General features: G+C 44.2%; 13 protein-coding genes. 12 read left to right on the top strand and 1 reads right to left on the bottom strand.

What is annotated here, in order from left to right; genetic code table 11:
- The 10 genes from hypB to UFB30_RS10910 all read left to right on the top strand — a co-directional run bounded on the left by hypB (position 1) and on the right by UFB30_RS10910 (position 9058).
- Positions 1–660 (top strand): hydrogenase nickel incorporation protein HypB, encoded by a 660-nt coding sequence (gene hypB / locus UFB30_RS10865; RefSeq protein WP_322421717.1) that lies wholly within the window; start codon positions 1–3, stop codon positions 658–660.
- Positions 645–2939, top strand: a complete 2295-nt coding sequence (gene hypF / locus UFB30_RS10870; protein WP_322421718.1) for a carbamoyltransferase HypF — start codon at positions 645–647, stop codon at positions 2937–2939. The genes hypB and hypF overlap by 16 nt, the downstream gene beginning before the upstream one ends.
- 5 nt (positions 2940–2944) lie before the next feature.
- A complete protein-coding gene (locus tag UFB30_RS10875; protein WP_322421719.1) occupies positions 2945–3160 on the top strand; it encodes a HypC/HybG/HupF family hydrogenase formation chaperone in 216 nt (71 codons plus the stop codon).
- On the top strand, positions 3153–4259 hold the full coding sequence (gene hypD, locus UFB30_RS10880) for a hydrogenase formation protein HypD (protein ID WP_322421720.1): 1107 nt from the start codon (positions 3153–3155) through the stop codon (positions 4257–4259). Before UFB30_RS10875 ends, hypD begins: the two co-directional genes overlap by 8 nt.
- Before the next feature lie 3 nt (positions 4260–4262).
- Positions 4263–5270 carry a hydrogenase expression/formation protein HypE gene (gene hypE / locus UFB30_RS10885; protein ID WP_322421721.1) on the top strand — a complete coding sequence of 336 codons (1008 nt, stop codon included), beginning with the start codon at positions 4263–4265 and terminating at the stop codon, positions 5268–5270.
- Positions 5271–5327: 57 nt separating this feature from the next.
- Entirely contained in the window at positions 5328–5846 is a 519-nt protein-coding gene (locus tag UFB30_RS10890) for a cytochrome b5 domain-containing protein (protein ID WP_322421722.1), read from the top strand.
- A complete protein-coding gene (locus tag UFB30_RS10895; RefSeq protein ID WP_322421723.1) occupies positions 5846–6751 on the top strand; it encodes a hydrogenase small subunit in 906 nt (301 codons plus the stop codon). Before UFB30_RS10890 ends, UFB30_RS10895 begins: the two co-directional genes overlap by 1 nt.
- Positions 6744–8150, top strand: a complete 1407-nt coding sequence (locus UFB30_RS10900; protein ID WP_322421724.1) for a nickel-dependent hydrogenase large subunit — start codon at positions 6744–6746, stop codon at positions 8148–8150. Before UFB30_RS10895 ends, UFB30_RS10900 begins: the two co-directional genes overlap by 8 nt.
- Complete coding sequence (locus tag UFB30_RS10905; protein WP_322421725.1) at positions 8150–8611, top strand: hydrogenase maturation protease; 462 nt, start codon at positions 8150–8152, stop codon at positions 8609–8611. The genes UFB30_RS10900 and UFB30_RS10905 overlap by 1 nt, the downstream gene beginning before the upstream one ends.
- Positions 8612–8755: 144 nt before the next feature.
- Entirely contained in the window at positions 8756–9058 is a 303-nt protein-coding gene (locus UFB30_RS10910) for a hypothetical protein (protein ID WP_322421726.1), read from the top strand.
- 41 nt (positions 9059–9099) lie between these two features.
- Here the strand turns inward: UFB30_RS10910 and UFB30_RS10915 are convergent, their stop codons facing one another.
- Positions 9100–9897 (bottom strand): LysM peptidoglycan-binding domain-containing protein, encoded by a 798-nt coding sequence (locus tag UFB30_RS10915; protein ID WP_322421727.1) that lies wholly within the window; start codon positions 9895–9897, stop codon positions 9100–9102.
- Between the two features lie 166 nt (positions 9898–10063).
- Between UFB30_RS10915 and UFB30_RS10920 the strand changes: the two genes are divergently transcribed.
- Complete coding sequence (locus UFB30_RS10920) at positions 10064–11590, top strand: S41 family peptidase (protein ID WP_322421728.1); 1527 nt, start codon at positions 10064–10066, stop codon at positions 11588–11590.
- Complete coding sequence (locus tag UFB30_RS10925; RefSeq protein WP_322421729.1) at positions 11587–11994, top strand: NUDIX hydrolase; 408 nt, start codon at positions 11587–11589, stop codon at positions 11992–11994. The genes UFB30_RS10920 and UFB30_RS10925 overlap by 4 nt, the downstream gene beginning before the upstream one ends.
- The last annotated feature ends 7 nt before the right edge of the window (positions 11995–12001 follow it).

Raw genomic sequence — 12001 nt, forward strand, 5'->3', positions numbered from 1 at the left:
TTGAAAGTACACCTTCAGGAAGACATATTAAAGGATCAAAAACGTGCTGCGGCTTTTAACAGAGAGCGGTTCAATCTTTCTAAAACACTTGTGATTAACCTGATGAGTTCACCGGGAGCGGGGAAAACGACACTTCTGGAAAAAACAATTAAAAACCTCAATGGTAATTACCGCATCGCTGTCATTGAAGGGGATTTAGCGACAGAAAGAGATGCAGAACGTCTGCGGGCTTTAGGTGTGCAGACAGTCCAGATTAACACGGTCGGGGGCTGTCATTTAGACGCGAGAATGATCGCAAAGCAGCTTCCACATTTTCATCTTGAAGAAATTGATCTTTTATTTATTGAGAATATAGGTAACCTTGTCTGTCCATCAGGGTATGACCTTGGACAGAACTACAAAGTAGTGCTGTTAAGTGTGCCTGAAGGAAACGATAAAATCCCCAAGTATCCGATCATGTTCAGGCGTACTGATATGACAATCATTAATAAGATCGACCTGCTGCCTTTTGTAGATTTTGATCTCGCAGAAGCTGAAAGTGATTTGAGGGCAATTCATCCTGAAGCTCATTTTAAAGCGCTGTCAGCTAAGACAGGGGAAGGTTTTGAGAGCTGGATAGACTGGTTGAGGGATGTTCATCAAACATGCACAAGGCATTAGAAGTCACGGTAAAAGGAAGGGTCCAGGGGGTGGGATTCCGTCCGTTCATCTATTCACTCGCAACGAAACATCAGCTGACAGGCACTGTTCAAAATAACGCCGGCAGTGTGCTGATACATATTGAGGGGTACGACAATAACCTTTCCAGGATGGTCAGGGATATACAAATGCATGCACCTCCGCTATCACAAATTATTGATATAAAGGTTCAGCATGTAGCAGTAAAACCTTGTGAAAAATTTTTGATTATCCCGAGCACAAAGAATTCCGGTTCTTTGCCCTGGATCAGTGCAGACGCTGCGGTTTGTGACCAATGCGTAGAGGAGCTGATGGATCAGAAGAATCGCCGTTTTCATCATCCTTTTATTAACTGCACCCAATGCGGTCCGCGATACACGATTATTCAGGACCTTCCGTATGACCGTCCTCATACTACGATGCGTCATTTTGATATGTGTCCTGAATGTCAGAAGGAATATATGGACCCGGGTAACCGTCGCCACCATGCCCAGCCTAATAGCTGTAAGTCCTGCGGGCCGGTCCTGAAGCTTTTTGATCAGCATCAAATGTTAATAGCTGAAAGGCAGGAAGCAGTCAGGGCAGCCATTGATGCTCTTAGCCGGGGAAAGACAGTCGCGATCAAAGGGATCGGTGGCTATCATTTAGCCTGCGACGCTCTCCAGGAAAACGCGATAAGGGAAGTGAGGAAAAGAAAGCACCGCCCTCATAAACCTTTAGCTGTCATGTTTGATTCATTAGATTCAATCAAAAAGTATTGCCGGGTCTCTGATGATGAAGAAGAGGTGTTAAAGTCACCTGAAAAGCCTATTGTGGTTTTACATAAAAGACCCGACAGTGTGCTGTCTGATGGATTGTCACCCGGGTTAACTACTGTCGGTGTCATGCTGCCGTACACGCCTTTGCATCATTTGCTGTTTGAAAACGGGAGGCTGACATGCTTAGTCATGACAAGCAGTAATCTCTCCGGTCACCCAATTCAATACGGGGACCGTGATTTAGATATGCTTCATAAAACCGGCGATTTTATTTTATCTCATGACCGGGCGATCCATGTCCCGTTGGATGATTCAGTTGTTCAATTCGAGTCAGATAAAAAAACGTTCATTAGAAGAGCGAGAGGATTTGTGCCGGATCCTTTCCCTGCACAATCAAATGTTGATGAAATCATTGCGCTCGGTGGACAGCAGAAAAATACGTTTGCCATTGGAAAGCAGAATTATATCTGGGTGGGACCACATATTGGTGATCTTGAAAATGAAGAAATAATTCATTCTTTTTTAAAACAGCTTCACCATTTTAAAGAATGGCTGCAGATTCAGGGAAAAGTTATTGCAGTAGATCAGCATCCCGGGTACACGACATCGTATTTAGCAAAGGAAATGAATGGCTCAGTCATCGCTGTACAGCATCATCACGCACATCTTGTCTCATGTATGGAGGACAATGGTTTAACAGATCCGGTGCTCGGTCTCATTTTAGACGGTACAGGCTATGGAGAAGACGGATGTATATGGGGGTTTGAGTTTTTATATGGAGATGCCCATTCATTTGAGCGGGCTGCTCATCTGGCTTATACACCACTTCCGGGGGGAGAAAAGGCAGTGAAAGAACTCTGGAGAATTGCAGCAGGAATGATCCTGCATCATTGGCCGGCAGATGGAATGAAAATAGCCGGACAGCTTTTTCCGGGGAAACAAAAGGAAATTAAGTTGATTGAGCGGATGATCTTAAAAGATATTAACAGTCCAATGGCTGGATCATGCGGACGCCTGTTTGATGCGGTCAGTGCAATACTGGGTGTTTGCCTCACCTCTACGTATGAAGGAGAAGCAGCAATAAAAATTTCGGACATGATGAATGGAACCGGAGAAGAATCAAATGCTGAATCTTACCCCTACCTCGTGAATAAAAGAGATGATGGAATATTAGCGCTTGATTTCTCTCCAATGCTTCAACGGATCATTGATGAGAAATGTGCTTCTCAATCAATTAAAACGATTGTCCGGAAATTCCACATGACCATCATTACTGCCTGTGTGGAAACAATTGTACTATTGTTTGACAACCACTCCGACTGGGACCGGACAGTTGTGTTTTCAGGAGGGTCTTTTCAAAATCAATTTTTAACAAGAGAAATAAAAGTGCGGCTTGAAAAGCATGAGATTAAGGTTTATACCCATAAAAAAGTTCCATGCAATGATGGCGGATTATCACTCGGTCAGCTCATCATTGCCGCAAGTAAACGTAAAAGGCGGTGACATGATTGTGTATCGGGGTTCCTGCGAAAGTGCTGGATATACAGAATGAAGAAGCATTGGTTGATGTAATGGGATCAAGAATGTACGTTGGAACTTTTTTTGTCCCGGAAATAAGCATCGGGGATTATGTCCTGTTACATGCAGGTCAGGCGATGACCATCGTCAATCAATTATTTGCGATGGAGAGTATTGAAGAATGGAGGAACATTCTACGTGAATAAACTGGACCTATTTTCTGATCATCATCTTGTACGCCAGTCCCTTGCCGCTGTCATTGAGATTGCAGAAGCATTCAAACTGGAAAAAGGGCGTATGCCTGTATTAATGGAAGTGTGCGGTTCACATACAATGGCTTTTGCCAGAAGCGGCATTAAACAAAGGTTAATGGACCATGTAAAGCTGATTGCAGGGCCGGGGTGTCCTGTTTGTGTGACGGATCAAAAATCCATTGATGCGATGATTCAATTAGCGGATGAACCTGATACGATTCTTTGTACTTTCGGTGATATGATGCGCGTTCCCGGATCTGCATCCACATTAATGAAGGCAAAAACAGAGGGTAAAGATATACGGGTCGTCTACTCTCCGCTCGAAAGTGTAAAAATTGCTCAGCAGCATCCTGATAAAGAAGTCATTTTTTTAGGAATCGGATTTGAAACTACGATTCCAATTCTGGCGCTTGCGATCAGAGAAGCTGAAAAGATGGAACTGCATAACTTTACGATCTGGATGACAACAAAACTTGTTGAGCCTGTATTACGTGAACTGCTTGATGCCGGGGAGGTAAAAGTGGATGGGTTTTTACTGCCTGGTCATGTATCTGTGGTACTCGGAAAGACTAGCTACGATTTCTTAATGAAAGAATATCAGGTGCCGGGTGTGATCTCTGGCTTTGAGCCTGTGCAGTTACTGACAGGAATGTATAAATTGATTGACCTTCTTCACAATCAAAAGGTGGACATACTCAATGATTACACCCATGTAGTAAAAGAACATGGGAATGCGGTTGCCCGGGAGTTATTACATACCTATTTTGAATTTGGGGATGAAGCGTGGAGGGGCATGAATGTCATTCCCAAAAGTGGGCTTGTCCTTAAAGACCAGTATGCAAGGTTTGATGCGAAAAAGAAATTTAATGTAGCGGTGAAAGAACCCCGAAAGGTAAAATGCCGCTGTGGAGAAATCATTAGAGGTCTAATCAATCCTGAAGAATGTGTGTTATTTAATAAAGGCTGTACGCCAGTTCATCCCATTGGTCCCTGTATGGTTTCATCTGAAGGAACCTGCGCTGCACATTATCAATATATGAGGGAGGAATAAAGCTTGGCTCAGCGAATCAGTATGGCCCACGGGGAAGGCGGAGAATTAACACATGAGCTGATTAAAAACGTATTCATGAAATACTTTCATAATCAGACACACGCCAGACTCGATGCTGCAATTCTTCCCTGGAATTCGAATGAAATTGTCATGACAACAGATAGTTACGTTGTAAAACCGATCTTTTTTCCGGGCGGTGATATCGGTAAATTGGCCATTACCGGAACGGTGAACGATCTCGCAGTATCAGGCGCGAAGCCTGTTGCAATAACTGCAGGATTTATTATTGAAGAAGGATTTAGCATTCGTGATTTAAAAGAAATTGTGAAAAGCATGGCACTTGAAGCAGAACATGCCGGTGTTCAAATCATTGCCGGGGATACAAAAGTTGTAGAGAGAGGGAGTGCAGATGGTGTATTCATTAATACAACCGGCATTGGACAACTCTTTGAACAGCGGTTGGAACCGGATGCAATCACAGAGGGAGATACCGTCATCATTAGCGGTCCTGTCGGAGAACATGGTGTTGCGATCATGAGCGCTAGAAAAGAGCTTGGATTAATCACTGACATGACAAGTGATTGTGCTTCACTGCATCACTTCATTGAAGAAGTGGTTACAAACGTTAAGGGGGTAAGAGTCATGCGGGATCCTACCCGTGGAGGGCTCGCGACAACACTCGTTGAACTATGTGAAGATTTCCGGTTTGATCTGGAGCTTGAGGAGTCATGGATTCCAGTCCCGGACGCAGTCCACGGGGCATGCGATATTTTAGGATTTGATCCATTATATTTAGCTAATGAAGGAAAAGTGGTTTTCATCGTAGAAGCGGAACAGGCAAAAAAGATGATGGAAGTTATTAAAAGCCATCCGTTAGGGGCAAGCGCACAGGTAATCGGCCGGGTGAAATCCTGTGATAATGCCTCCGGGAAATTGTATTTGAAAACGCCGATTGGAACGACCAGGCGTTTATTTCGTCTGTCAGGCATGCTGTTACCCAGAATTTGCTGATGAACGCAAAGGCTGGCGCATAGGGTAAGAAAGAATTGGTTACATGAGGAGGATGACATGCATAACACTCCGGAATTGCTCGGGTTGCAGATGAGGCACCTGATTGTTTTGGCACAGCGGGATCTTTACAACTTTTCTGAAGCGCGAAATCCCTATATGAATGCTGAGCGGACGCTGCAGCGGCTAAGGGAAACATTATTCTCGATACAGGCGGTAGGAGAACAATTAACTCGGCAGCACGCTGTTTCACAATTATCAAATCAGACACCGGCATCCGTCTTTTTAGGACACCCGGCGATTCCACCGATCACGCCGACACCTCCGCTTCAGTTCTATCAGCAGAATCTTCGCGATTTAACCGTCGAGGAATTAGCCACTTTTGACGGAAAAAATGGCAGGCCTGCCTATGTTGCCGTCAACGGTGTTGTGTATGATGTAACGAATAATCGTGCATGGGCGGCAGCTACGCATTTCGCATTAACAGCAGGCAAAGACCATAGCGGTGCATTTGCGAGCTGTCATGCAGGGCAGGAGTCAATTTTGACAACATTACCAGTGGCAGGGAGGCTTGTCTGATGGAAGGTTATATATTACCGCCTGAAACGCTGACAAATGAGGCGATTGCTTCAAGGTTAAAAAATGAGGTGAATGAACAGATCAGGCAGGGACTGATTAAAAAGAGAAACCTCGTTTACCTTGAACTCAACGGCTGTTCAGGTAATATTATATCTTTATTAAATGGCCAGAACCCGGATTTCGAATATACGCTGAACTCAATGGTCAACCTCCGATACAGCAACAGCTTAATGGCTGCTGAAGGGGAACAGGCAATTGAACAGCTGATGGAGGTGCTGGATGAAGATTATATTCTCGCTGTGGAAGGTGCCGTCGCGTTAAAAAACGATGGGTTGTATAATGTGATCGGACGATGGAAAGGTGAGCCTTTTACAGGATTGCAGGCAGCTCAGATGTTAGGGGAGAAAGCTTCACATATTCTGGCCGTAGGAGCCTGTGCAACGCATGGAGGCGTATCAGCTGCCAAGCCTAACCCTTCGGAATCAGTCGGTCTGCAGACAGTTTTGCCTGACAGGAACATCATCAAATTAACTGGCTGCCCGGTCAACCCGGACTGGTTTCTAGGCACCCTTGCGCACATTTTGCTGTACGGTGAGCCTGAGACTGATAATTTAAACAGACCTCTGATGTTTTACAGCACATTGATTCATGACCGCTGTCCGCGACGGCCGTTTTTTGACAGGGGAATCTTTGCTGAAAAGCTTGGTGATAAAACGTGCCTGTTCAAACTTGGGTGCCGGGGGCCTGTAACGAGAGTGGATTGTCCGACCCGTCAATGGAACGGTCATGTGAACTGGCCGGTCGGGGCATCGACTCCCTGTATTGGGTGTGCATCATTCGGGTTCCCTGATGCAATGGAGCCTTTTGTCAGCTACGACACTACAAGGATTGTACAGGATGAATAGAAAAATCATCATTAACCCTTTAACAAGGATCAGTGGTTTTATGGAAATAGACGTGACAGTTGAAAATAACAGGGTAGTTGATGCAAAGACAAAGGGAAATTTATTCCGCGGTTTTGAACAGATGATGGTTGGCAGAAAACCTTTTGATGCCGTCTACTTTACACAGCGTATCTGCGGGATCTGTTCGGCTGCCCACTCAATGGCGTCTTCTATTGCTTTAGAGGATGCATTGAATATCACCCCGATGGAACAGGGGAGATATTTGAGGGATATCATTCATTGCTGTGAGTATCTTCAGAATCATATCCGTCATTTTTATCAATATACCGTTCCTGATTTTGTGAGAATGGAACAAAACACACTTTTGGCGTCCGATCACGAAGATTTCCGGCTGCCGAAAACAGTCAATGACCGGATTGCCAAGCATTACTTTGATTCTCTTCCGATCAGCCGGTCAGCTCATCAGATGCTTGCCGTATTAGGCGGGAAAGCACCGCACAATCATGGCGTATTTATCGGTGGAGTGACCACGCAGGCGACTGCAGAGAAAGTCGTCACACTTGATTCTCTACTTGATGACATTATTGCATTTATTGATGACAAAATGATTCCTGATGTATATGAAATTGCTCATTACTATCCGGAGTATTTTCAAATAGGCGGAGGATATGGAAATCTACTCTCCTATGGAGCTTTTGATCATTATGGAGAACTGGGCACTCTGTATGTGGATCCGCTTGTCTATGCCATGAATACGATTGAAGCCTTTGATGAAAGCAAGATTAAAGAAAAAATCGACTATTCCTGGTTTCAGGCGCCTGCAGATACGTACAACCCTGATTCACTGATGCCGGTTCCTGATCAAAATAAGCAGAAAGCCTATTCCTGGGTAAAAGCCCCGAGATATAATGGTTTGCCTTTTGAAGTGGGACCACTTGCGAGGTTAATATTGAGCGGGAATTATCAGAATAGGGTCTCTGCAATGGACCGGACCATTGCACGTGCACTGGAAGCAAAAAAGATAACAGCAATCATGAAAACACTGCTTTCACAGATCATCCCTGACGTTGATGTACAAAAGAAGTATGAAGTTCCTGAAAGTGGAGAAGGAAGAGGACTTGTAGATACAACAAGGGGAGCACTCGGACACTGGTTGAAAATAAAAGACAAAAAATTATCCTTCTATCAGATTATCACCCCTTCAACATGGGATTTTTCCACAAAGGATGATGAGGGATACAGAGGAGTTGCTGAAGAAGCGCTTATCGGTACACCTATTCAAAACCCGGACAAACCGGCTGAGATTGGACGGATTCTCCGGTCATTTGACCCCTGTATGTCTTGTGCGACTCATGTGTACAGACCGGGGAAACAAGTCAAAACGATTAAGGTATTTTAATGGAAAAAGTCATTGTTCTGGGTATTGGAAACCGGCTGATGATGGATGACGGGATCGGAATTTATGTTGTGGAAGCACTGGCGGAAAACCATAAAGATGATCAGGTTCAATATCTGATTGGAGAATCTGACGTGGATTACTGTCTGGAACAAATTCACGGAGCGGATACAGTCATCATTGTGGATGCAGTTTTTAATAACAAAAAGGCTGGCGAAGTGAGTATCATTCCCCTTGAAGAACTTCGGGAACAACAGAGTCTGGACATCTCACCACACAATATCCATCTGTTTAACGCGCTGTATCAGCAAAAAGATGAAGTAAAAGGATACCTGATTGCGATTGAACCATCTGTCATCCATTTTCATATTGGGCTGAGTAAAGTGCTGGATGGAAAATGGGAACAGATAAAAGCTGAAGTGGAACAGAAAATTAATTTGCTGAAGGTTGAAACTGAAGGATAGGGTCAGACCCTTTCCTTCAGTTTTTTCTTTTTAAATCAATAATAATGAAAATGGTCTGTATGGCATTAAATGTTAATATATTCTTATTATCAAGAAAAATGTTGTGATTAGTGGTGAAAAATAAATCAGGATAAGGAGCACACAATGAAAAAAACAGGCATTGCAATACTCATTCTGGTTTTACTTTCAGCCACAGGCTTCGGTTTTATGAAAGCTGTACAGGCAAGTGTTGAAAAAAGCGTCATTGAATATCTGGTGACTGAAAAGAATATTTCAGAAGATCAGATTCTTGTCAGTGAACCTTTCATTGCCAACCTGCCTGGCGATAAAAACTGGATGGTCGGGATCGAATTGAAAGATGATGAGAAAATCTATTATTACTACAGAAGCAATGGGAAAGTGATTTTAGAGTCATATACGGAAGATGGAGTGGAGTATGTACAATAAAAGCAGTGAAGGAGAGAGAATCAGGCCTCCTTCACTGCTTTTTAAAATAAGACTCTTACTTTCACCAGGTCAATGATACTCCCATCGTTTGCGCTTCTTGCGTAGACCCACAGTTCGCCTGTCTGAGCGGTTGGGTTACGGTCAAATTTAATTGGAATGGAATAGGAGCCAAATGCCGGTCCGCCTTCAGAGGCCTGAATGGGAGCTTCATTGGTGACTGTTGTTCCATTTGCGTCTGCTATTTTGTATAAAATCGCACCTTCAAATGCCCGTGCGAAACCGGCGAGTTTTGTTCCCCGTGTGATTTGTGTGCCCGGGAATGGACTGAAGACGACGATGTTAGCTGATGAGGGAAGCGGGATCAGGAAGCGATAGCCGGGATAGATGACGTCCGGTGAGAACCCTGGCCGCTGTTCATTTGCTTTCAATACATCTGACAGCGGCATCCCGAACTGACTGGCAATTTTGTTGAGTGTATCACCTGTTTCAACCTGATAGACAAATGCCGGAATGAGCAGCTGATCATTGACATAGATCAAACCCGGATCGGCCAGCTGTGGGTTGATGCCAAAAAGTAAATCGACAGTCGTTGAGTAACGCTGGGCGAGACGATAGAGGTTATCGCCGGGGGCAATGACCTGACTCGTCTGATTTGTCCCCGGTCTTGTCACAATGAGCACCTGCCCCGGGAAAATCAGCCCGGGATCTGTAAATGGCGGATACAGCGCATTTGCTGATTCAATGTCAGCCACGCTGCTGCCAAATCTCCGGGCAATCGAAAATAACGTGTCACCCGGCTGAACCGTATAAACAAAATGCATTCCACTAACAATCGGCATATGATTTCACTCCTTAGAATGTCAGATCCATATTCTATTTAAGGTATTCAGTTCATTTCCGGGTCATGATTGGAATTTTGAATTTCTAGCTGACATCATGAACCAAAAGAAATGAAACTTTTCAAAACATTTCCACGTAAAGAAAGCAAGGAAGGGTGGGGATGGGATGAAGAGAGTAATTGGATTGGGGATGGTGTCTGTCCTGCTGCTGTCAGCATGTGTGGAGGCAGATCAGGTTGAAGTTGAGGAACAGGTAGAGGAGCTTGTGATCAGCAGGAATTTTGAAAAGCCGCCTGGAGCAGCTGATTATCTGCATAACTATCAGGATACAGTTATTCCTGAACTCGATACAGATACGCTTCAATCTCTGACTGAAGAGCGTGAATTAGCTGATCGGCTGACCCGTGAGGAAATGGAAGAGGATCTTAAGACTTTTTTAAGTGCGATGCGTTATGGGTATGGTCCTTATGAATTTTATGGTGGCGATGAAGCATTTCTGTCTGCTGCGGATGACATGATGCAGTGGGTCAGTTCTGCAGATGCTGAAGTCGAGGGAGAGGATTATGCAGATCAATTGAGAGAACACTTTTCGTTTATAAAAGACCAGCATTTTGTGATCCATGGACAGAATGCGTATGAGAAAGAACTGGCTCAATATGGTGTGGAGGAATGGACATTCACGAAGGAAAATGAAGCATACTTTTTCAATGATGAAGAAGTTACGCTGATTAATGATGAATCACCGGAAGATCTATTAAAACCATCATTTGATGAAAATGGGGAATTAATTTACCGGGCAGTATCGCTGTCAGAGGGTGAGGCTGAACAATGGGAGATTGAAACAGCGGCAGATATTTATACAGGAAAGCCGGAAAAACTGTTTACGAATCCGGGCGGGATGAAGCCGTTTGAGGTAAGTGAAACAGATACAGACATTCCTGTCATTACATGGCGGACAATGCTGGCATACGAGGATGACCCATATACTTATGATGATATGCTGGATACAGTTGATTTGATTAAAGAAGCGCCTGCAGCCATATTAGACTTAAGAAATAACATGGGGGGAAATCTTTATTTAGTAAACAAATTTATTCATGAGTTGACAGGCTCCCCACCTTCACACTCAGAAACTGTTTTTCTCGAGACGAATACTGTTCACGCGTTACTATCTCATACAAGAGAAACGTTAGAAGAGACCGGCCTAGATTCGGAAACGTTCTACGATCACCTGCCAGAGGCCGTTTATGGAGAATATGATGCGAACTTTACAGACGTGAGCCCAATTTCAAGAGTAGAGACATTTGGCACGGAATGGGCAGGTACAGGGGTGGAAATCTCAAAAGAACCATCTCTTGACACGCCACTCTATGTGCTGATGAATGAAAACACAGCATCAGCCGGTGAAATCATGGTTGAAGCACTGATGGAATATGACAATACAGTTCTCATTGGCGGACCTTCAGCAGGCGTTTTTACAAGTGATATGGGATCAATGTTATTTTTACCGCATTCAGGGATTATGATTGGCATGCCCTCCACCCTGATTATGAGTCCTTATTCTTATGGAAGGGAAGCAGTGGGACTTGAGCCGGATGTATGGCTCTCAGGTGATGGCGTAATGGTGCGGACGGTCGAGTGGGCAGAACGCATGTTAGCAGAAGAGGAACTTGCAGAGGAAGTGGCCCAATGAAAAAGTGGTCAGGTGCAGCAGCTGTCTGTCTGAATGAAAACAATGAAGTCCTGATGGTGAAAAGCTTTGGTTCAGATGCCTGGGCGGTTCCCTCAGGTGGAATGGAAGAAGGGGAGACGCCTGAGGAATGCTGCGCGAGAGAAGTGATGGAGGAAACGGGGTATGAAATTGAAATCATGGGTCAGCTGTTTTTCAAAAAAGCAGTGATCAAAGGGTATCAGGTGGAAACCTACTACTTCAATGTAAAGAAACTGAAGAATAGCAGTGGAATTAATGACCCTGACAAGACTATAGAAAAGACTGCCTGGATGTCACAAACACAGATTGAAAATGTAAACCATGTATACCCGGAGGACAAAAATCTGTTAAAATCTGTAATGAAGCGTGTGGATGTTCAGAACTGAGGTGATA

The organism is Jeotgalibacillus haloalkalitolerans (assembly GCF_034427455.1).
GTDB lineage: Bacteria > Bacillota > Bacilli > Bacillales > Jeotgalibacillaceae > Jeotgalibacillus > Jeotgalibacillus haloalkalitolerans.

What these genes read in the sequence shown, in the direction of transcription:
- hypF (WP_322421718.1), top strand. Translation starts at nt 645, where the DNA reads ATGCACAAGGCATTAGAAGTCACGGTAAAAGGAAGGGTCCAGGGGGTG.
- UFB30_RS10890 (WP_322421722.1), top strand. Translation starts at nt 5,328, where the DNA reads ATGCATAACACTCCGGAATTGCTCGGGTTGCAGATGAGGCACCTGATT.
- UFB30_RS10895 (WP_322421723.1), top strand. Translation starts at nt 5,846, where the DNA reads ATGGAAGGTTATATATTACCGCCTGAAACGCTGACAAATGAGGCGATT.
- UFB30_RS10900 (WP_322421724.1), top strand. Translation starts at nt 6,744, where the DNA reads ATGAATAGAAAAATCATCATTAACCCTTTAACAAGGATCAGTGGTTTT.
- UFB30_RS10905 (WP_322421725.1), top strand. Translation starts at nt 8,150, where the DNA reads ATGGAAAAAGTCATTGTTCTGGGTATTGGAAACCGGCTGATGATGGAT.
- UFB30_RS10910 (WP_322421726.1), top strand. Translation starts at nt 8,756, where the DNA reads ATGAAAAAAACAGGCATTGCAATACTCATTCTGGTTTTACTTTCAGCC.
- UFB30_RS10915 (WP_322421727.1), bottom strand. Translation starts at nt 9,897, where the DNA reads ATGCCGATTGTTAGTGGAATGCATTTTGTTTATACGGTTCAGCCGGGT.
- UFB30_RS10920 (WP_322421728.1), top strand. Translation starts at nt 10,064, where the DNA reads ATGAAGAGAGTAATTGGATTGGGGATGGTGTCTGTCCTGCTGCTGTCA.
- UFB30_RS10925 (WP_322421729.1), top strand. Translation starts at nt 11,587, where the DNA reads ATGAAAAAGTGGTCAGGTGCAGCAGCTGTCTGTCTGAATGAAAACAAT.